This is a genomic window from Porphyromonas endodontalis ATCC 35406 (genome assembly GCF_000174815.1).
Taxonomy (GTDB): Bacteria; Bacteroidota; Bacteroidia; order Bacteroidales; family Porphyromonadaceae; genus Porphyromonas; species Porphyromonas endodontalis.
The window spans coordinates 15,698-38,734 of record NZ_ACNN01000036.1 but is presented as its reverse complement, the minus strand read 5'-3'; the positions used below and the strand labels follow the sequence as shown (position 1 = coordinate 38,734).

Genomic DNA, 23,037 nt, shown 5'->3' with positions numbered 1-23,037 from the left:
ATTTATTTCGTCTTGTAAAATGGATTGGTAGATATAGTTGTAGAGTTTTTAGTCGAGACGTATTTTGCGGAACCAACCTTCATTGAAGCGCAATCCCAAGGTAATACGGAAATAGTTTTCGTGTACCCAACTTGTTTGTTGGGGGAAGAGGTGATTATAATCGAAGGTCAGATCTAGCCAAGAGCGTCTGTCCACCATCGGGATCCCCAAACCAAATGAAATTCCCCCCTTCATATAGCCTTTGTAGACTTGATCACTCGGCAAGGTGATGTAGCTATTCTCCGCAGAGAGACCGAATCGATACTCCATTCTCTGCCAAATAGAACGTGCTATCTCACTGGGGGTATAGGTTGCGCCCAAACCTATTTGCCACTGATCGCGAGCCCGATAATTCGGGTGCCCCGAGAGGGCTTTTTGCCACATATTATATTGGACATCGGCAGCAAGCAATAGTTTACTGCTCCACTGGTAAGCAAGCCCTAGCCCAAAAGCATTGGGCGTATGGTAAGCGTTCTTGGCAGTGATGGTATCCGACTCATACGTTGTAGACGAGGTGCCGGAAGAGAGCAGCTTGCGATGTACAAAACTACTGGCAAGCGGCAAAGAGGGCGAATAGGTAAGCCCGAGCGTTAGTGAGTGCTCTTTAGAGATGGCAAACCCGTACTGCACCCCGGCATCTAGCTTAAAGCCGTGCAACGAAAGTATCTCGATATTTGTAGGATTGTAGGCTGTGGAAGAATTAAAATCTACGGTACGTCGATTCGTAAGCGAACCAAAAAGATACGAACCGTTCAGACCAAAAGAAAAGTTCTTAGTGGGGTCGAAAGCGATCCCCAAATAGGCCTCCGAAATATTACCGTTCCCCTGATAGAGCGTTGTATACTGCCTATTGGTTGCCCCATCGATTGATTGGGAAGCCCCAAAGCGATACCCAACGGTAGAAAAGGGCATAATCCCTGCACTTACAGACATCCAGGGAGCGACAGGGAAAAGCAAGGTTGCATACTCGAAGTTACCCAATAGGCGAGCATCTTTGTTATTCCCCTCAACGAACCACGAAGTACCTGCACTGGCACTAAAGTCGAAGATAAAAGTCTGACTATCCACCGCTGCATAGGAGGCCGGATTCTTAGGATTGACAAAGCGATCGGAGCGTAAGGCAATACCGACATTACCCATACCTCGTGATACTCCGGCTGTCTTCTGAGACAACTCTCCGATGCCAAAGCGAGAATAGGGAGACTCCGTACTATTGCTCTGTGCCCCCAACCCATGAGGAAGGGCGAAAGTGAGAGCCAGCACTAAGAGGGCTGACATCCAACGGAAGGTGTTACTTATGGTTCTGTGCATTGTACTCTAATAATCTATCAAGCCCCCTCAAAACAAGGTCGGGCACTACAAAGGTCACATTTTTTACTTTATCGGCAAAATATGTAGCGTATCCACCCGTCAAAATTACCTTTAGACGAGGTTTTTTGGACTGAAGATGGCGAATGTATCCCTCAATTTCGTAGCCAATCCCCCAAGCGATTCCTCCCAAAATAGCATCATGTGTATTGCTTCCCATCTCGGGAGCATCGGACGTAAGCTCCACCTCGGGTAGGAGAGCCGTTGCCATATGTAGCGCACGACTCCGAGTGCGAGGGCCGGGAGAGATATTGCCTCCGAGGTACTCTCCTGTACTAGAGACCCATTCGTAGGTAATAGCTGTGCCAATATCTATAACAAGCACGTCTGTATCCTTCTCGGTAAAAGCCAAGGCTCCAACGGCGAGAGCAAGACGATCGGCTCCAAGCTGCGCTCTTTCGTAGTGGAGAGCACGGAGAGGAGACTCGGTCTCAGCGTCGATTTGTAAGAAATAGTATGACTGCTCTTGCAGATAGGCAGGAGCAAATAGTTGAGGTTCCCCCACGGATGAATAGACGGTAAATAGTCGCCCTCCGGGGGCCACTCGGCACAAAGGAGCTAAAGTTTCGGGGGTAAGTTGCTCCACAAATGCCACCTCGGGAGAAAAAACGCCATCGTCTACCACAGCCACTTTTGCGTAGCTGTTGCCTTTGTCTATGAGCAGATGCCGCTCGTGAGGTAGGGATGCCATAATTCTCTTATCTGCCTAAGGGTGGGAAAGTATCAGTGTTCGTGCGGAGTATCCGTGGGCGAAGTGCGATTGACTTGCTCCTCAGCGTGGTACGAAGAGCGCACTAAAGGACCACTAACCACATGGGTAAATCCCTTTTGGAGAGCGACCTCTCGAAGGTGGTCGAACTGCGCCGGCTCAATATATGCCTCCACGGGAATATTTTTGCGGCTCGGGCGCAAATACTGCCCTATGGTGAGGATGCTAACGCCCACACTAAGGGCATCGTCCATCGTCTCTAAGATCTCTTCTTCGGTCTCCCCTAGCCCTAGCATAATGCCCGTTTTTGCGAGGATACCCTGCTTGGCAATATGCCCCAGTACGGACAAACTGCGCTCATAGGTAGCGACACTGCGCACGAGAGGAGTCAAACGTTTTACCGTTTCAAGATTATGGGAAATGATGTTGGGGCGGGCAGCAATCACAAGATCGACCATGGATAGATCTCCTCGAAAATCGGGGATAAGTACCTCACAAGTCACATTCGGATTAAGCTCTCGTATCGCAAGTATCGTCTCTTGCCAATGATGCGCTCCGCCATCGGGCAGATCATCGCGATCCACACTTGTAATTACGGCGTGCTTCAAACCCATGGCTCGTACGCTCTCTGCCACAGCACGAGGTTCGTTAGGGTCGAGAGGGAGTGGATGCCCCGAGAGGGTATTGCAAAAGCGACAACTACGCGTACAAATGTTCCCACCAATCATAAAGGTTGCCGTACCTCGGCTCCAGCACTCTCCTTGATTGGGACACCGACCGCTACTGCAAATGGTATGCAGGCAATGCCCTTCGATCACCTTACGTGTCTCCCCGTACGTAATGGAGCCTCCCAGCTTGATGCGGAGCCACTCAGGCTTCTTGACAAAGTTGCTAGACATAGTTTGGGTACGAGTTGTGCCTTTTTACGATTGAGCCTCTTCCTTATAAGTTTTTCTTGAGGTAGTTAATAATCCGAGAGAAAAGATGGTAGCGAGTATTACCGCCATAGATACCATGATCTCGATCGGTGTACACAGCCATCTCAAAAGGCACGTCGCTCTGCACCAGTTTCTCGGTAAAATCCATCGTATTTTGGAGGTGTACATTATCGTCTGCACTACCATGGATAATGAGTAGATTGCCCTTTAAGCGATCCGCCAAAGCGAGAGGAGCTCCCTTGCGATAGCCTTCGGGATTCTCTTGTGGGGTCCGCAAGTAACGCTCTGTGTATATCGAATCGTAGAAACGCCAGTCCGTTACAGGGGCAATTGACACCCCAGCCTTAAAGGTGCCCTCACCACGGCAGAGTGAAAGGAGGGTCATATACCCACCAAAACTCCAGCCCCAAATGCCAATGCGCGAAGCATCTATGTAACTATATTTGCCGAAAGCCTTGGCAGCGGCTATCTGGTCGTCGCTCTCTAGGATGCCCAAATTCATATAGGTACACTTGCGCCATTCTCGCCCTCTAGCCCCGGTTCCTCTACCATCCACACAGGCCACGATGTAGCCCTCTTGCGCAAGAGCGAACTCCCAGTCGATCTCAAACTTATCAAGCACTTCTTGCGAATCGGGTCCGCTATACTGCACCATGAGGAGAGGATACTTCTTATTGGGATCGAAATTCACAGGCTTCTGCATCCAGCCATTTAGGGTAATCCCCTTCCCAATCTCAAGTTGGATAAATTCCTTTGGCAGGTAATTATATTTCGCAAGTCGAGCGGTAAGGTCTTTGTTGTCTTCGAGCGTGCGCTGTATCTTGCCGTCTTTACTAGAGCGGATTGTGTACTGAGGTGCTACAGAGCTACTGCTATACACATTGAGGAAGTAGGAGAAGTCTTGACTAAAAGTCGCTTGGTTAATACCAGCCTCGCCGGCAAGAACCTTGGTCTCACCCACAGGCGAAACTTTGAGGATACGGCGACGAATAGGGGTCTCATCGGCAGCTTGATAGTAAGCATTCCCCTCCTTATCCACACCATAAAGGGTGATAATATCCCATTCCCCCTTTGTCAATTGACGAACACGCTCACCCGTGGTGCTATAGCGATAGAGGTGTGCATAGCCATCCGCCTCACTCACCATAGTAAAGCCCTTGGCATCAATCGCAAGGCTATTCACCCATTCGATTTTTACATACGCGGCATCAGTATCTCGTAAGGTCTGCTTGGCAATAAGCGTTGCAGGGTCTACCAAGAAAAGTCGGAAGTCATTTTGATGGCGATTGAGAGTGCACACAGCCAAAGCATTGTTTATAGGTGTAAACTCAATACGAGGGATGTAGCTCTCCTTGTCAATGGGGAGAGACACGGGGCGTACTACCTTCTGATCCACATTGTAGACATGCAGCGATATGGACGAATTTTTCTCTCCAGCCTTGGGGTATTTGTAGGTGTACTCTCCCGGGTAAAGACCATTCCCGTAGATAGGCATGCTATAAGCCGGCACCTCCGACTCATCGAAGCGAACGAATGCCAAATAGCCACCATCTTGGCTCCATGTGAGCAATTTCGTGCAATAGAGTTCCTCCTCGTAGACCCAATCGGTAGCCCCATTGATTACTTCATTGCGCTTGCCATCGGTTGTTACTTGCACCTCGCTGTTGTAGTCGAACTTGCGAATGAAGATGTTATTATCTCGCACAAAAGCGACCATACGTCCATCAGGGCTGAAGGTGGGGATCATCAGCTTGCCGGAGCTGAGGGGCTCAAATTGCTTACGACGCACGTCGTAGTGATAAGTCGTAGAGCGAGACGAACGGCGATAAATCCGCTCCCTTTCCGTCATAATCAAGATATGATGGCCACAAGGAGATATCTGATAATCGTCAATTTTCTCAGGAGTCTTAAAGTCGCCATTCTTGCTAATGGTACGCGACGCTAGCTGCGAAAGATCGAAAAGAGTGCCGACCTCACGCCCCGTAGCAAACTCATACTGCACAATGGCGGTGTGGGCATCGTTGAGTGTCGTGTAGTAGCGACCATCCTCCATCGAGCGGAAAGACCCCCCGGCTCCTCTGGGAGAAAAATGCCAATTTGTAATCTCCTTAAGAGAGAAAAGACGCTTACCTTGCTGCGCCTGTACCCCCATGGAAGAGAGCATAAACAACACCATCACAACCCAAAAAGGACGTACGGAAATACGGATATTCATTGCCTTTATAGTTTTATCTACTCTTACTAAGACCTACTTCTCAGCTTGACGTTGCAATACCACAATCAACTTTCCTGCGGCATCGTATAGCTCCGCCTTATCACCTTTGACCTTTATCTTGGCAGACTTTTCCAGTGTTCTAAAGAGACTTGTCTCTAAAGCCATCCCCTCACAGCCAACGCGTGTGGATATAATATTGGAGACCGTGAAAGCACCTTCGGGTGTCATCTGGAAGTCCCCACCATAGCTATTGCAAATCCCCATGCCTCCAAGGCGCATTGATTTGGTATCAAACGAGAGGGTCATCTCCTTTTTCCCTTCGGAGTGTTCTATAGGATTATCATTAAGAACCTGCACAAACCACAACCCATCGAGGGTCGCTTTGCTCGCTTTCTTAGCGCAGCACGAAAGAGAAAGTGCGGCAATTGCAACAAAAGAGATAATGGTAAAAACGATTTTTCTTTTCATAGGAAAGGATCTATCTAGTATGTTTCTTTTTCTATTTATACTCCGGAGGCTAATCGATTGTAGCCTGCTCAGCTTGTACTTTTTCTTCGAGGAAAACGGAGGCCTTCTCCGCAAACTTATCGGCTTGCTCCGTTGTCAGATAACGGATAGAACCGGATTTGGATAGACGAGCATCCATCTCTGTCTGTCGCCCAAGGTAATCTTGCAACGAAGAAGCCACGTACTCTCCTTGGGATACCACCGTAATGCTGGGAGTGATAAGTCTTTTAATTTTCTGACGCAGCAGGGGATAGTGGGTACATGCCAAGACAATTGTGTCAATTGCCTTATCCTTGCAAAGTAGCGCATCAAGGTGTTTGCGTACATAATAATCGGCTCCGGGGCTATCGGCTTCGCCGTTTTCCACCAAAGGAACCCACATGGGGCAAGCCTCCTCGCTCACGATAATGTGAGGGAAAAGCTTCGCAATCTCCATCTGATAGCTATGACTGCTGACGGTTCCTTCCGTTGCCAAGATACCCACATGCTTACTCGCTGTGATCGTATCAACAGCCTCCACCGTGGGACGAATAATCCCCAATACACGACGAGAGGGGTCGCTCATCTGAGGCAAATCTTGCTGCTGAATGGTACGCAATGCCTTGGCAGACGCCGTATTGCACGCCAAGATAACCAAAGGGCACCCCATCTCAAACAGACGCTCTACAGCCTGCAATGTAAACTTATAGACGATTTCGAAGGAGCGACTACCATACGGAGAGCGAGCGTTATCTCCCAAATATAGATAATCATACTGAGGCATTAGTTTACGAATCTCTCGCAAAATGGTAAGCCCACCATAACCGGAATCAAAAATACCAATTGGGGCAATCTGTTCGTTCATTCTATTCTCTCAATCGCTCTTTCTTATGGGACAGGTCTTCGCTGTTCGGAGTGTAAAGATACCAAATCTTCGCACAATAGCGTGAAGAATGCTCTCGTAGAAATAGTAAAAACATGAACAAAGACAGGTCAAAGGGAAAGGGGGAAGCCATCCGTACCTTCATCCCAAACTGAAAGAATTATAGTGATTCGGGCAGAAAGCCTTCCGCCGAAAGCATTTTAGTGATAGAAGGCATCATATATCGGTTCGCAAACGAGACATTTGACATTACACAAACAAACACCCTTGTAAATAAGCGACATAGAGAGAAAATCGAAAAAACAACATCTGACATTTACCTCAAGCAACATTTGACATTTATGCACCTCTCACTTGCTCCTTAGAAAGATAAAGAAGCATCTTCGGGAGGAACAAAAACAAACAAGCTGCCCCTCTAGAGAGAGGCAGCTTGCCGCAAAAGATAGATACTCCCCAACGAGAAAGGGAGAGAAAACTCAAAAACTATAACGAGCCTTGAACCAAAACTCCGAATTATCCTTGTAGTTAGCAAAGAGACTGTCGTGCCCTTCCGAAGCTCCCAACCAATCGTAACCAACGATAAGACGGACTTGATCGCTGAGAGCATAGCCTGCCGTAAAGCGACTAAACCAGCCCTTACCCGTCAGGTCGATATAGGTAAAGTCCGAAAGCTCAAGTGTAGCTCCCAATAGTTTTTTCGAGAGCTGAAAAGTCAAGAGAGAGGTATTGCGCTTTTGGGCAATAAGATCGCTATACCGAAAGATATTCTCCATAGAAAATTGCGCCGAAGCGAGCCAATCATTGGGGCCGTACCAATCAACACCCGTTAGCCAATTGAGGGTATTGAAGCCACGCTGCTCTCCTACTCCTTTGTATGTAAAGTGCTTATTAATATTGAATGCGGCTTCCCCACGCAGGACAAATTGCCCAAGAGGCACAGCCACATCGCCTCCCACAAAGCCCATACGATAATAACGCGGCACCACCTGCACCTCCGTAGGGGATAGGAATTGCCGCGTGATAACGGGCATTTTATTCCATGTATGTAGGGCTGCCACCGAGAAGTCTACCCCCGGTAACGTCGCACTCAAGCGCAGACCATACTCCATATTGGCAAGTTTAAGCGCAGGTGTACTCCCCTTGTCGTTCCACACAATATTAAGGTTAGGATGCTCCTTAGTTTGAGCAAAAATATTCCACGGATTGGAGCGATCTGTGGGGAGTTTATACCCCTCGAAAGTAGGAACGAAAATGCCCTCTGCCTTAAATGTCTCATTGAAAAGCGATAGACGTAGGGCGTTTACCGGCATACGCACATCGTCATAATCTTGTGCTAAGAACTCCGTCAGATCCAACGGAGAGACGAGGTCGGTAATGCGCACGCCATCTGCTGCACCCCAAATAACGAACTGTCGTCCGGCGCGTATCCCCCAGTGCTCCCCCCGATGCTCGAAGAAAGCCTCTCGCAAACGAATCCCCGTCTCAGCAGGGCGAACAGCGTTATAAGTAGCATTGATAGAGACCCCCACAAGCGACTGCCCAAAGTGTTTCTCAAACTCTCCTCGCACACGAGTGCGCGAACTCATAAATTGGAAAGGCGAGTGACTGCGTACAGCGTGGTACGTATCAACAAACCCTTTGAGGTCAAAGGGGGTAGAAGTACCCTCTTCATTTTGCCCCATGAGAGGTAAGGAGGTTAGCAACGCTGCCCCCCATAGGAGGAGACAGCGCATTCTAGCAAATTGTATCATAAGGATCCTTTCTCTAGCGAAGTAACACTAAACTTGGCTTCGGCTAGGGGGGTGTTAAACTTACTATTCTTAAACTCTAGGATGGTTTTGTGCTCTGTTTGTACGTTGGTCATCTGCATTTTTTGGGGAGTCCAAAAGCCATCTATTTTGTGAATATCGGAGATCTCAAGTTTACGATGCAGTCGCCCTGTTCGATCATAGTACTCCACTACCACTGGAATATAGCAATCTTGGCGAATCCAAGCGACTTTCTTACTAAAGACATCCCGACTATCTTTGGAGGTAGACTCCAGCTTCCAGCACTTGTGCCCATCAATTGTTTCCTCTCCTAGATATTTGTGCGTATCCTCATCTACATTGCGGCTCCCCATATCGTCGTAGGTAAAGTCGCTGCCCATGAAATAGTCTTTTTTTGCAGAAGATCCACTGATGCGTCGGGTTTTCTTCATGGCAGGGAGGTAGAGCCACTTGTCGTCGTCTTTCCCTATTTCGTCGTAATCCCAAGTAAGGAACCCCGTCCCTTTTACATCTCCCGGGTAAAGGAAGAACATCATCGTTTTACGGTCTTTCTTCCCCTTTCCTACGTCAATGGAGTAGGAGATAAGTTTGCGTTCTCTCACACTACCACGCTTATTGATCAGCTTCATGGTCATCTCCGACTGACGTGTATCTCCATCGGGTCTATCTTTCACCTTTTGGGCTATCTCACGCCCGGTTTGTGCCAAGGCACTACTTACGGCAAGCATCGCGGCAATGCCTAGTATTGCTATTCTTTTCATACTATATCGGTATAATACTTTTACTATCGAATATGTTTCTTCTCCATTACTGAGCCTCTTTCTCCTCCTCTTTGCCAAAGATTTTGAAGCGGCGGAAAAGGAGTGGCGTAATACATAAGTCCGCAAGAAGAGCTGTTAGCATCCCGGCAACCGACAAGATCCCCATATGGACGAACATCATACCTTCGGAGATACAATAGGCAGCAAAGTTACTAGAAATAATCACGCTCGTAAGAACAATAGGAGTACCTACAATGTGAAAAGTTTTGAGTATCGAGGATCGGTAATTGCGCTGGCGGTCAAACTCCAAATGCCCATGATTGATAAAATGGATGGTATCGTCTACGGCAAGCCCTAATATCATCGGCATAATAGTCGCCGTCATCATATCAAGGGGATAATCGAGGAATCCCATCAAGCCCCCCACCACAATAGCTGGCATTATATTGGGGATCAAGCCAATAAGGCCGACACGCACGCTACCAAACACCACCATCATCAGCACGCCAATGATAAGTAGCGAGAGCAAGAAAGAGACGATTTGCCCACGTACTACATACTGCATCATCACCGAGAACTGCGGCATTGTACCCACAGGAGTTACCTTGGCGTTGGGCAGCAAATTGCCTGCCACAGAGACTAATTCCGCCATTTCACGCTCAATCTCTGCAGAATTGTAGTTTGCCATCTCTACTCGCAAGCGCAAGAATCGGTACTCATAGTCTATCCAACTCTCGGCTTCGCTCCCTCCCGCATTCTCATAGAGGAGTAGCTGCTGTGCAATCTCGTCTGACGTGTCAGGCAAACGATAGTAGGCGGGATTATCCGCATGAAGCGTCTGATTAAGGTCTTTGAGAATATTGAGAATCGAAGTAGTACGCTTGGTAAGGACATAACTATCCGCAAGGTGAGCAAGAGAGTCGAGAGCTTGCAGTGCCTGTGGCGTCTTGGCTTGCCCCTCTTCCGGGAACTCAATCATTATATCATATGAATAAATGGACCCTAACTCGCTCTCTGCCACTTCGAGAATGTCCCGAACGTACTGGATGCGTCGTCCCTGAGTGCGCTCCACATCAAAGGCAGGTTCTATTTTGGTAAAACCATATATCATACCTGCGGTAAAAACAAAGAAGACAATCCAAACCAATCTCTCGTGCCGCAATACATTGCTGCCAAACAGCTCTAGCTTACGATCTAACCAATGCATCCCCTCTTTGCAAGCCCCCTCCTTGGGTTGTTTATCTTTACCAAAACTCAAGAGGGTCGGCATCACCATTAGTGTAACAAAGAAGGCGAAGAAAACACTTGACGCTGTGGCAATACCCACAAAGTGCATGGGCACCATAGGGATGGCAAGAAATGAAAGGAGAGCTACAAGGGTGGTAAGCGCACTAAAGAGGGTGGGCCACCCGGTCTCGCTTATGGTCTCAATAGCCGCTTGCTTGCGTTTGCCATGAATACGCATCTGCCTTCGGAAGTAAGAGTGTATATGTATATTGTACGCCACCGAGACGGCAAAAGCCAAAAGCATCGGCACAAGCATCATACCACTATCGATACTCAAACGTAGGTAACCCGTAAGACCATACGCCATAATAATGGCAGAGAAAGCTGTTATTACCGGTACAACCACCCCTCGAAGCGAACGAGTAGCCAACGCCAAAACAAAGATGGCAAAGAGGATCGCAATCCCCATCACTAGGGGCAGTTCGTGATTCACCCATTCCACTTTTCGTTCGGAAAGGTAGGGCATCCCGGTACCCTTTGGATGAAGAGCAGCATACTCAGGCTTGGTTATGATGTGATATAACTCTTTGCCCGTAAGCATCTCTGCTCCCCCTGTCTCCGGGAATGGGCTCAGTTTCAGCAAAATCCACGAGAGGCGACCATCCTTTGATACAAGACGATTGGCAATGTTGGGTTTGAGGAATGCTCTACGCCGTATCTCCGCCAACCCGGCAGGATCACTAGGGATCTCCTCGGGCACAATCTGCTCAATCGTCATTCCCTCTTCGTTCCCCTCCATAAACTCAATGTCTGTAAGAGAGGTGATCTTATCGGCATAGGTCATACTATCCATCATCTCATTAGAGAGCCGGCGGATAAGTTCTAACTTTTCTTTGGTGAATATATTGTCACACTCAAGGAGTACCGCAGCGTAATTATCATTACCAAACACCTCCTTAAACTCCTTTGTTTGTAGGAGCATCGGGTCATCTTCCAGGAAATAATCCTCCCACGAAGTCTTGATATTGAGCATTCGCATCCCATTGGCTCCGACTGCCAGCAACAGCACAAAGGCGGCTAATACCCACCAGCGATGGCGGATAATTCGGTCTCCCACACGGAAGAACCATCGATTGATTCGTTCTACGTTTATCATCTTATTTGCGTTCTATTTATATCCCCATCAGGCTTTTCCAACCGGCTGTACCAAAGCACACATACTCACTCAAAGCCTGCTCTATATCCTTCTTTGTCAAACTTTCGTTGGTGACCAACTCCAGCATGAAAATGAGCCACCAATGCGAGCAAATGCGGATGAAAAGAGGCGAAATCGCTCTATTCGCTTTGGGGTACTTTATCCTGAGCTTGTGTATGTACTCTACCCCGACCTCTGATTGCTGTTGGATAATCTCTTCTTTGAAACCCTCTAACGACGAACCTCCCGAACCAAGGAGAAGGAGTTTTAACTCAGTGCGGAAACGAAGCATCAGGGCGAGAAATTCCTTTATCATCGCCCGTTGGAATTCCTCCGTTTGCTCCACATACAGCTCCATACTCTTCTCGCTATTATGCTCTCGAAGCATCTCAGTAAAAGATTCTAATAGGGGTTGCAGTACTGCTCTAAAAAGGTCGTCTTTACTTTTGTAATGATTGTAGATATTGCTCACGGAAATGCTCGTTTTCACGGCGATTCGCCGCAGCGAAGCATCCCTAAATCCATACTCTAGAAACTCAGCACGCGCGACTTGTAAGATTTTCTCTCGCATGCGATCTCCCGTTCGTTGCTTTTCGCTCCTCTTCTTAGGGACCATAGCTTGTAGGGGTTCCTCCCTCTCGCCTTTCTCTTTTCTCATTACTACTCCAAAATGATTTCCTTAACCTCTTCTTTAATCAAAGGCAAAGGTAAAATAGATGAACACTGTTCGCAATCCCTAACAATGGGGATTTTTTGCTCTAAACTCCCCACATGAGAGTACGATACCCTCCTATCTGTCAAATGCTTATGACAAACTAAAGAGAAACAATCAGAATACAACTATTGCTAGAAGCATCGATTACGCCCCGATAAAAACACTGATTACCAAGGACTTAAGAAACTAATTATAGAGGTTATCATCCCAAGCTGAAATAGAGAGCTAGATAATGAAGAATTAAATAAACAACAACGTATGGACATGTAGACAGATTGACAATATGTAGCTACCTTCGTAAAAACGTAATGTTATCTACAAAAAGGATGAAATGTTTTCTTCGATCATTTGATGTTGGTATAGGCGATTGTATTGTGATCCGTTTGGTAAAGGAAGATGGGAAGCAATACGTTATTATGGTGGATTGTGGGAAATACACAACCCCCTTGAAAGAGTACTTACAAGATACACTTCAAAACCATATTGACCTACTTATAGCGACCCATATAGACAGCGACCATATACAAGGGATGTCCACTATGCTAAAAGAACACGAAGGGTTGACAATAGACAAAATATGGTATAATAGTTATAAACGGGGAAATGGAGGGGAAACGATAGAGTTAGATGAACAGCAAAAAGCAATTATCAAGCAGATCCAAAAGGTACTACCCGTAGAGTTTGATGCAATCAACTATAGAGAAATTAGTGCCTCACAGGGAAAAACACTTGCTAGGACCATCCTTGAAAATGAAAATCTGAGAAAAGTTTGGGAATTTGAGAAAATCACCTGCGAGATGAAGGATTTTGACATTCCTGGCGATTTTGGGAAGATAGTGCTCTTGTCACCCACACAAGATGCATTAAAAGCGATTGACAAGAAATTCAAAGATGCTTTTGATAAGTTCTTTATGCACGAATGGACTAAAAGCATAGAAAATGGAGAAGAACTTCAAGAGCTACTAATAAGGTTAGTAGATGCCCATCAAGAAAAATTTGGAGAGAAACTTATTTCTGCGAGAACCAGTCCTGTTTATGATGCGGCATATGTAAGAGAACAGGCCAAAGAAGAATCAATTGACGATTCCGACACCAACTATTCATCCATAGCTTTTATACTGGAATGTGGAGGTCACAAGATAGCTATGCTAGGTGATGCTGTTGCCAGTACTTTGGAACAAAGTATTGATTGCAAGTATAAGAATGAACCACGACCATTATTGTGCGACGCCATCAAGATTTCCCATCATGGAAGCAATGGTAACAACAGCAGAGCTTTATTTGAGCGCATCAACTCTCATCTGTATTTCATTTCAGGAGGGAAAGGGGAAAAATATCCAACATGGAGTACTTTCGGACGAATAGCAGAAACTCATAAGGATAATCAGGTAAAAAAAATCGTTTTCAGTCACCAGTGCGATATCACAAAAAAAATCGACGAACTAGAGAAAGAAGTAAAGCAGGACTTAGGTGTAGTAACTATTATTTCGGAACAAGAGTATGAGTTATTTGAATGCTAAGACATTAGAAACTATAATAGTTCCCGTACGCTGCGAATCTGAGCAGGGAACGGCTTTCTTTATTAGCGAAACACAGTTATTGACAGCACGCCATGTAGTAAAAGCACATTTTCAAAGTACAGTAGCATCTGCTCCTACCCATATTTATCTGCCTGGACAGACTTTGTTGTGTCGGGGAGAAGAGTTATCAACGACAGAAAAAAAAATCGACTTAGCATTGCTGACTATAGCCCCGGAAGAGAGCTATCATTCCACAGAATCACTATCTCTACTGTGTGATGAGTATGTAAAAAACATGCCCCTCCATATATATGGCTATCCACAGGAATTAGCCATGGGACGTAATTTGGTGGACTTGGAAGTAAGAAATAGTATTGAAATAAAAGATGGGGAATGGAACGATCGAGCACTAACACGTGATGATAAATGTACCCTACATAATTATGATGGGCTATCTGGATCTCCTGTGGTCAGTATATCAGGTCGGGTAAATGGTATCATTGTACTTCAAATTAATGAAATGCTGAGTTACCTTTCTATTTCTACCGTAAAAGAACATCTTAAGGCTAAAGGTATTAGCTATGACACGAACTGGGCGGAAGATGATATTACCACAATAGGGATAGGTCGTAGTCTACAGCTATGTAAAGATGCCATTGCAACTATTCATGATCGCTATACACCCGAGTTACATCAAGAGAATGAGGATCTGGAAAACCTCCTTGATTATATCTCTGACAAATCACAATTAGACGAGGTTACAAAGAAGACAATTGATTTAGCGAGGTTTGTATGTCAGCTTCCTGAGAAAAAAAGGGAAATGATTCAGAAAAAGCTAAAGATACAGCAGACCCTAAATGTAGATATACTTATTGCTAACGACTGCGGCTTGCTGAGACATTGCCATGAGTACCTAAGGGAGAACCCTTTCAGTGGTTTTGACAGAAGGAGCAGAGGATTGGATATATATCCAAAAGTCAATCAACTGAATGATGAAGATTTTGAACGAATAAAATACTCCCATAAAAAGAACTCGTGCCTGATCGGGAAAGCCGGTTCAGGAAAGACACACAGTCTATGTGATTATGCTCTGAAGAAACAGGGAAAAGCTAATATTTACCTTTTCTTTGGGACAAACTTCAAAGTCAATCAACCTGCGATCAACTTAATTAAGGACACTATTTGCCAAAAGATGAGTTTTACGGATTTTAATGAAGAATTAAAGAAACGAGGCAGATATACAGTAGTAGTAATAGATGCTATTAATGAAGGATTAGGGTGTAGCTATTGGAACAATCATTTAGGAGCATTACGAACGGAATTGGAAAAACATGACCATTTCCGTCTTGTCATTTCGATCCGTACTCCTTTTGACAAAGAAGTAAATGATCTCTCCGAAAGCGGGAAGTGGCACGTACAAACAATCGATGGTTTTGCGGACAAAGACAGAGCCATTTCTGCCTATTTCAATAAATATGGTATTGACCCAAACTGCAACTCCCAAAGAATAGAAGCTTTCAAGAATCCTCTATTCCTAAAGATATTCTGTGAGACTTTTCATTCACTGACAGAAGAAGAAAAACAGCATATTAACAAGCACGTGTTGTATAAACGCTATGTGGCTAAGAAAAACCAAATCGTAACAGATTTTATAAATGAGGATCCCGAACTTCATATTGCAGATCGCTATATGTCGAAACTTGCAAACCATAGCGTCTACTATGGGCATTTCAATCCAATCTCTAGACAAAAAGCTCGCCAATATGGTCAGAGAATGGCCCCTTATAGGCTCTGGAATCAAGATTTACTACATGCATGTTTGACGGCAAATTTGCTTTTGGAAGACCACTCGAATACGGAAGTTCCAGCCGTTATGTTTGAATATGAAAACTTGGGCGACTACTATAAAGCGGGAGAATTGTTGCGTTCCAATATGGATGTAAAGGGGCTGTTACGTTGGATAGACCGAGAGAGAAGGTTCTTGGAACGAAATACGGATATACCATCAGAAAAATTTAGGACAACTGTGAAAGCATTGTTTGATTGTTGGTATCATAAAAATCTGAATGTTTGTGATGAAAAAATGCTACAAAGAGATGGCCCATTGTATGAACTCTATTATGAATTTCTGATGGAATCGGATATCCCTAATAGGGGACTAACATCCATTCTTCTTAGACTTGAGAATGATAAGATTAATCCCCTGATCCTTCTTAAACAATGTACAGAGGTTCCTTTGAATGAGGTCTTGGAGATACACAATAAGCTGAAAAAACATCCTAAAATTGGTAGCAGAGATTTAATATGGACTCGTTATGTAAATCAAATGTATGAGATGTATGACGATTATTATATCGAAGAGATTCTGCTGGAACAAGGCCAGACATTAGAAGAAAGTGATGATAAACGGAAGAATCTAATACGCATTACGTGGATGCTAAGTTCTTCGCATCCCAAGTTCCGTTCAATTATCATCAGAAAGTTAAGAAAGATTTTAAGCACACATCAGACTCTGATCTTGTGGCTTGTGAGTTTGTTTGAAGAAGTCAATGATCCATATGTAACAGGAGGACTCTTCTGTGCTATTTACGGAGTTGTTTTACCTTCTAGAGATAAGATATTAACGACTTCCATAGCCAAACATATTTATCATTGCTATTACGAGAAAGAAGATTCCGTTCCGCAGGACTTGATAGTCCGCCAGTGGACTCTGAAAATCATAGAGCGAGCTTACTATATTGACGAAACATGTAACTATTGGAAAAATATTAAGACACCCTTCAAACCTCAACAAATTGATCTGGAGGAGATTTCCAAAAACGGAGATATCGACAAGTATTTTTTCGGATCACAAAACGGCTCTATTATGATGTATAACTCCCTATTTAGTTTTGAGGATTTCAATCGTTATATCATTGGGACCAATATGAGAAATCGGAGCACGGATTATTTCCTGCCAACAGAAGATGGGAACTTTCGAGGGGTACCTCTTGACGATATTAAAGCAGAAATGGCTTATTATATTTTGCATATATTCGGTTGGAACGATAAGTTAGGATATTTGGATAATGGAAAATATTCACCCTATAGAGTACACAACGACCAGGAAAGAATAGGTAAGAAATTTCAGTGGCTAGCTTGGTATAGGGTAAATGCACACCTAATGGATCTTTATCAAACAACAAAAATACAATACTACTACGGCGAAGAACCTGAGACAAATGATTTTACACCTCATCCATATCCATGGAGCAGTGCAGAAGTTTCCCGTTTCGATCCAACGCTTGATATAGAATCGAAATATGAACCAAAGGCTGGACTAATAGGAATAGAGAACCAATTGATAAAGGGGAAAGATGATGAAGAGTGGATTAGCAAAAATGAGTATCTACCAGACTTCAGGGGCATCGTCAAACATAAAGAAGGGGCAGAGTTTGTTATGCTAATAGGGTATGATAGGACTAAAGATCAGAACAAAGAAACCTTCTTATTTAGTAATACCGGATTCGTTAAACAAAAAGATGCTGATAAGTTTGCAAAATGGGCAAGGGATAAGGACTTCTATGGGCGATGGATGCCTGAGCATCATGGAGTAACAGAATTTCTGTGGAATGAATACCCTTGGGCTGATGTGTATAAATCTTCAGTTGAACACGAGGTGTGGTCTCGTCCGTATGATTGCCCTTGTGATATGCAGTTGTCCTATGAAGCACAACTACAAGAAGACTGGGAAGGCATAGATCGAGATGATGAATTTTTGAGCACAGTTTATATGCCTTGTGTTGAGATGATGGAACAAATGAATCTGTATTGTTCTGAATTTCGAGGGGTAATAAAAGAATCTAACGGAAGTGTGGCTGCTCTAAATACTGATCACGGGAATTTCATTAATGGTCTATTTGTGCGCAGAGACCTTTTAAATGAATACCTAAAAAGTAACGGATATACGATGTTCTATTATGTTCTAGGAGAAAAAGTCCAGAAGATAGAGAAGATGAATTTTAATAAGAAGGACCTATCTGCAGCATATCAGTATCAGCCAGATGATGAGGTTAGTGTAATACAACCTATGCGAGTAATAGAAAGAAGTATAAGCAAAGAGGTTGAGGATAATATGACAAACGATTTTTCTCGGAGTTTATGATGGGACAGACAGAAAGCAATAAGTCTGATGATGCCTCTCAAGATGAAGCCTAGCTTAAGTCTCCTCTTTCGTCCAAATCATATCTCATCTCTCCGCCTCCCAACATCCGTGAGGATCCGGAGAAGTTGAATCTATTCGCCACGCCCCCTTCATTCGTCACCTTAGCCACGCCATTTTGTGAAGGGATGCATACTTAAAAATATTGCTGTCCGGTAAAAGATGGAAATGATTTCTGATTTACGAGGGGAAGCAAGCGTTCTTTCGGGCTGCAAATCGGAACAGGGGTAATATAGTAACCTATTCCTCAAATATTTATACCTAAATCCGAAAAAAGAATAGGCTGTACTTCGTGGTAAGTACAGCCTAAAACAAAAATTTTATTACCCTGGAGATTAGGAGAAAAAGGCGAAGAAAACTCGAGGATCCACTCATTTCTCCACGAGAAGAAGCAGAAACAGAAGAGGGGCACGGCCAACCCTCCTTCGTATGGAGTGTATAACCATGCCCCTCTTTTTACTGGGGAAATATATCTTCTTCTCCCGTAGACCCCTCTCGTTTATGAGAGAAGGTCTAGCAAAAAGAAGTGATAAAGCGGATTACTCAGCCGTCTCAGTAGCAGCCTCAGCAGCTACCTCTTCTACGAACTCGGGGTCATGCCCGGTTTCTTCTCGAGCAGCCTTAGCGCGTTCATAGTCTTCACGGCGCATTACCACCATGCCATTAAACGCCCGCAAACCGGTACCTGCAGGGATAAGATGACCGCAGATTACGTTTTCTTTGAGACCGAGCAAATCGTCTACCTTGGCATTGATGGCAGCCTCATTGAGTACCTTTGTGGTCTCCTGGAATGAAGCCGCAGACATAAAGCTCTTCGTCTGCAGGGCAGCACGTGTGATACCTTGGAGTACTTGGCGACTGGTCGCAGGCACAGCTTCGCGTACGCGCATCGGCGTCAAATCACGGCGTTGGAGCGAACTATTTTCGTCTCGAACAGCAGAGGCAGGGATAAGAGCTCCTGCACGATATTTCTCCGAATCACCGGCATCTTCTACCACATTCATACCCCAGAGGCGGTCGTTCTCTTCTTGGACGTCCTGCTTATCGACCATCTGCTTCTCGAGGAAGAGAGAGTCGCCCGGCTCCATGATTTCGACCTTACGCATCATCTGACGCACAATTACTTCGAAGTGCTTATCGTTAATACCTACGTTCTGCTTACGATATACGCCTTGGATCTCGTTTACTATGTACTCTTGGAGAGCCGTCGGCCCCTTGATCGCGAGAATGTCACTCGGTGTTACCGCCCCATCAGAGAGAGGGGTACCGGCACGTACTACGTCGCCATTCTGTACCAAGATATGCTTTGCTGTAGGGATAAGATATTTACGGACTTCTCCCAAACGGCTTGTAACTGAGACTTCGCGGTTGTTACGCTTGATCTTACCAATCTCTACCACACCATCAATTTCGGAAAGGATAGCAGGATTAGACGGATTACGAGCCTCAAATAGCTCCGTTACTCGGGGAAGACCTCCCGTGATGTCGCCGGCACTTGCCAGCACACGAGGTATCTTGTAGAGCTCATCACCCGGATTCACCTGCATCTTACCCTTAGTCTTAGGATTGAAGGTAAGACGACAGCCGGCAGGGAGAGAGTAAAGTTTTTCTGTACCTGTGGCAGGATCGATGATCTTTAACTCGGGGAGTTTGCTCTTTTCCTTGGACTCAATAACCATCACGTCGTGGTAACCCGAAGTAGCATCGACCGTATCCTTGTAGTTAACGCCCTCTTCGAGGTTTACATACTCGAGGGTACCGGCAGTTTCTGCCACTACTACGGAGTTGAAAGGATCCCACTCAGCAAGGGTTTGCCCCTTTACTACCTTATCGCCGGTCTTGCAATGAAGCTTCGATCCATACTGGAGGTCGTAGGTCTTCAAAAGGTTGTGCGACTCGGGATGATAGAGGAAGATTTCTGACTCTCGGCTGGCAATCACACGATAGTCTTGTCCAGGGATCTCAATCGCACGGAGGTCCAGACTCAATTCTACGATAGCCTCTTCTTCCTTAACCACAATCGAACGGTTCGTATTTTCGCTACCTGCAACCCCTCCCGCATGGAATGTACGGAGGGTCAACTGTGTACCGGGTTCACCGATGGACTGAGCTGCAATTACCCCTACGACCTCCCCAATCTGAACGGGACGGTGCGTAGCGAGATTGCGACCGTAGCACTTTGCACAAACGCCATAGCGCGAGTCGCACGTCAATACCGAGCGAATCTCAACACTCTTGATGTTGGCAGCCTTGATTTGCTCAGCCTCTTGTTCGCGGATCTCTTCACCGGCAGCCACAATAAGCTTGCGGTTGGGGTCTGTATAATCGTTCGTATTATAGATATCTTGTACAGAAGTACGCCCAATGATGCGAGACTCGAGAGAAGCCACTTCGTTGTCGCTTTCGTCTACCACGGCAGAGACTTCGATACCACGGAGGGTACCACAATCTTCTTCGTTAATGATCACATCATGAGATACATCCACCAAACGACGAGTAAGGTAACCGGCATCGGCAGTCTTAAGAGCCGTATCCGCAAGACCCTTACGAGCACCGTGGGTAGAGATAAAGTACTCTTGTACAGAAAGTCCTTCGAGGAAGTTCGAAGTAATAGGGTTCTCAATAACAGCCCCACCTTCGCTACCACTCTTCTGAGGCTTAGCCATAAGACCACGAAGCCCAGCCAACTGACGGATCTGCTCCTTAGAACCACGGGCTCCGGAGTCAAGCATCATGTAAATACTATTGAAGCCGTCGTTGTCTTTTTTGAAGCCCTCCATCACCAAATTAGAGAGGAGATCGGTGGCTTCATTCCAGATAGCCACGACTTTGTTGTAGCGCGTCTGATTATCGATTTCCCCCATACGGTTCTGTTCGATAATACTATCTGCCTCAGCCGTAGCCTCTGTGATAATTCTCTTCTTCTCGGCAGGGATAAGCACATCCTGGAGGTTAAAGGAAAGACCGCCAAGGAACGCCATACGATAACCGAGGTTCTTTATGTCGTCAAGGAACTGAGCTGTGCGAGCAACTCCGCAGACCTTGAGCACATCTTTAATGATCCTCTTGAGAGACTTCTTCCCGAGGAGTTCGTTGATATAACCAACCTCATTGGGGACAAGGTCGTTGAACATAAGTCGCCCAACCGAGGTCTCTACAACATCACGTTGAGGCTCTCCATCCACAATTCTTGCATTGGGCACCATTACCTTAATGGGCTTATGGATATCTATACGCCCATTGTCGTAAGCGATATAGGCCTCTTGTGCACTATAGAAAATGGAGGGGATACGTTTCTTGTCAATAACCTGCTGCTCAAGCTCTTGCTCTTGAGGAGTCAAGCTGCGGAACTTAGAGATGTAGTAAAGCCCGAGCACCATGTCTTGCGAAGGCACGGTAATAGGCTCACCACTAGCAGGATTCAGGATATTATGTGAAGCCAACATTAGGAGCTGAGCTTCGGCAATAGCTTCATTACCCAAGGGGAGGTGAACAGCCATCTGGTCGCCGTCAAAGTCGGCATTGAAGGCGGCACACGAGAGAGGAGGTAGCTGAATAGCCTTACCCTCAATCAGCTTGGGTTGGAAAGCTTGGATACCAAGACGGTGAAGCGTCGGAGCACGGTTAAGAAGAACAGGATGCCCTTTGATTACATTTTCGACAATCTCCCAAATAACGGGATCACGACGATCTACAATCTTTTTCGCACTTTTTTCTGTCTTTACAATACCACGCTCGATAAGCTTGCGCATCACAAACGGCTTGTAAAGCTCGGCTGCCATATCCTTAGGCAGACCGCATTCGTTCATCTTCAGCTCAGGGCCTACGACAATAACCGAACGCGCAGAATAGTCTACACGCTTACCGAGAAGGTTTTGACGGAAACGCCCTTGCTTACCCTTAAGGCTATCTGAGAGCGATTTGAGAGCACGTCCCTGATCACTCTTGAGAGCGCTGGTTTTGCGCGAATTATCGAACAAAGCATCCACAGCCTCCTGCAACATACGCTTTTCGTTTCGCATGATCACTTCGGGTGCATTCGCCTCAATCATACGTCCCAAACGGTTATTTCGCGTGATGACACGGATGTAAAGGTCGTTGAGATCCGAGGTGGCAAAACGCCCTCCATCCAAAGGCATAAGAGGACGAAGATCGGGAGGAATTACGGGGATTACCTTAAGCACCATCCACTCCGGGCGGTTAATTCCTGCCGAAGCGCGGAAGGCTTCCACCACGGGAAGACGCTTAAGAGCCTCAGCTTTCTTCTGCTGAGAAGTAGCCGTTTGTGCTATGTTGCGCAAGTCGTCTGCAAGAGCATCTAGGTCGATGTTGGCCAGCAAATCGTAGATAGCCTCGGCACCCGACTTTGCGATAAACTTATTTGGATCTGAGTTCTCCAAGCTGTCATTGCCTGGGAAGTCTTCGTAAATACGATCGCAGAATTGCTCGTAATGTTCATTCTTTAGAAGCTGCTTTGCTTCTAGATACTTGGGGCATTCTTGCGAATTAACGGGGTGAGACTCGGGAGCCTCTCCTTCAGGAACTGCAAAGACACCGGGCTGTATTACCACGTAACGATCGTAGTAAATGATAGACTCAAGCTCCTTGGAAGAGAACCCTAGTAGATATGCAATTTTATTGGGGATGGAGCGAGAGTACCAAACATGTACCACAGGCACCTTGAGGGCAATGTGCCCCATACGCTCGCGGCGAACCATCTTTTGGGTCACCTCAACACCGCATCGGTCGCACGTAATTCCACGATACTTATTGCCTTTGTACTTACCACAATGGCATTCGTAATCTTTTACCGGACCAAAGATACGCTCACAGTAAAGCCCATCACGCTCGGGTTTGAGCGTGCGGTAACTTACCGTTTCGTGCTTTGTGACTTCCCCATAAGAGTTCTCCAGAATCTGCTCAGGAGATGCCAATGACACTCTGATCTTGGAGAAGTTTGTCTTTAACTTATTATCCTTTCTAAAAGCCATATATATAGAAACGTTGAGCG

At 45.8% G+C, this 23,037-nt stretch carries 13 protein-coding genes; 2 read left to right on the top strand and 11 right to left on the bottom strand.

Features of this window, described 5'->3' with window-relative positions:
- Positions 1-48: 48 nt before the first annotated feature.
- The 10 genes from bamG to POREN0001_RS08495 form a co-directional block, all read right to left on the bottom strand.
- The gene (bamG, locus tag POREN0001_RS08540) at positions 49-1,350 is read right to left on the bottom strand and encodes a BamG family beta-barrel-assembly machinery protein (RefSeq protein ID WP_040581628.1); all 1,302 of its coding nucleotides are present in this window, start codon (positions 1,348-1,350) and stop codon (positions 49-51) included.
- Positions 1,331-2,098, bottom strand: a complete 768-nt coding sequence (locus POREN0001_RS08535) for a type III pantothenate kinase (RefSeq protein ID WP_004335242.1) — start codon at positions 2,096-2,098, stop codon at positions 1,331-1,333. Before POREN0001_RS08535 ends, bamG begins: the two co-directional genes overlap by 20 nt.
- Positions 2,099-2,130: 32 nt before the next feature.
- The gene (gene lipA / locus POREN0001_RS08530; protein WP_004335331.1) at positions 2,131-3,015 is read right to left on the bottom strand and encodes a lipoyl synthase; all 885 of its coding nucleotides are present in this window, start codon (positions 3,013-3,015) and stop codon (positions 2,131-2,133) included.
- A 43-nt stretch (positions 3,016-3,058) separates the two neighbouring features.
- Positions 3,059-5,269 carry a S9 family peptidase gene (locus POREN0001_RS08525; protein ID WP_004335369.1) on the bottom strand — a complete coding sequence of 737 codons (2,211 nt, stop codon included), beginning with the start codon at positions 5,267-5,269 and terminating at the stop codon, positions 3,059-3,061.
- Between the two features lie 33 nt (positions 5,270-5,302).
- The gene (locus tag POREN0001_RS08520) at positions 5,303-5,737 is read right to left on the bottom strand and encodes an META domain-containing protein (RefSeq protein ID WP_004335299.1); all 435 of its coding nucleotides are present in this window, start codon (positions 5,735-5,737) and stop codon (positions 5,303-5,305) included.
- A gap of 49 nt (positions 5,738-5,786) precedes the next feature.
- On the bottom strand, positions 5,787-6,620 hold the full coding sequence (gene murI, locus POREN0001_RS08515; RefSeq protein ID WP_004335295.1) for a glutamate racemase: 834 nt from the start codon (positions 6,618-6,620) through the stop codon (positions 5,787-5,789).
- Positions 6,621-7,114: 494 nt separating this feature from the next.
- A complete protein-coding gene (locus tag POREN0001_RS08510; RefSeq protein ID WP_004335226.1) occupies positions 7,115-8,389 on the bottom strand; it encodes a DUF1302 family protein in 1,275 nt (424 codons plus the stop codon).
- Positions 8,386-9,168 (bottom strand): outer membrane lipoprotein-sorting protein, encoded by a 783-nt coding sequence (locus POREN0001_RS08505; protein ID WP_040581626.1) that lies wholly within the window; start codon positions 9,166-9,168, stop codon positions 8,386-8,388. The genes POREN0001_RS08510 and POREN0001_RS08505 overlap by 4 nt, the downstream gene beginning before the upstream one ends.
- Positions 9,169-9,214: 46 nt before the next feature.
- Entirely contained in the window at positions 9,215-11,548 is a 2,334-nt protein-coding gene (locus tag POREN0001_RS08500; protein ID WP_040581639.1) for an efflux RND transporter permease subunit, read from the bottom strand.
- A 19-nt stretch (positions 11,549-11,567) separates the two neighbouring features.
- Positions 11,568-12,248 carry a TetR/AcrR family transcriptional regulator gene (locus POREN0001_RS08495; RefSeq protein WP_004335301.1) on the bottom strand — a complete coding sequence of 227 codons (681 nt, stop codon included), beginning with the start codon at positions 12,246-12,248 and terminating at the stop codon, positions 11,568-11,570.
- Positions 12,249-12,631: 383 nt separating this feature from the next.
- On the opposite strand from POREN0001_RS08495, the gene POREN0001_RS08490 reads away from it, so the two are divergent.
- Both POREN0001_RS08490 and POREN0001_RS08485 read left to right on the top strand, forming a co-directional pair.
- A complete protein-coding gene (locus POREN0001_RS08490; RefSeq protein ID WP_040581624.1) occupies positions 12,632-13,825 on the top strand; it encodes a ComEC/Rec2 family competence protein in 1,194 nt (397 codons plus the stop codon).
- The gene (locus POREN0001_RS08485) at positions 13,806-17,969 is read left to right on the top strand and encodes a serine protease (RefSeq protein ID WP_115321296.1); all 4,164 of its coding nucleotides are present in this window, start codon (positions 13,806-13,808) and stop codon (positions 17,967-17,969) included. Before POREN0001_RS08490 ends, POREN0001_RS08485 begins: the two co-directional genes overlap by 20 nt.
- 596 nt (positions 17,970-18,565) lie before the next feature.
- Here POREN0001_RS08485 and rpoC read toward each other — a convergent pair.
- Positions 18,566-23,017 (bottom strand): DNA-directed RNA polymerase subunit beta', encoded by a 4,452-nt coding sequence (gene rpoC, locus POREN0001_RS08480; RefSeq protein WP_004335286.1) that lies wholly within the window; start codon positions 23,015-23,017, stop codon positions 18,566-18,568.
- Positions 23,018-23,037: the final 20 nt, after the last annotated feature.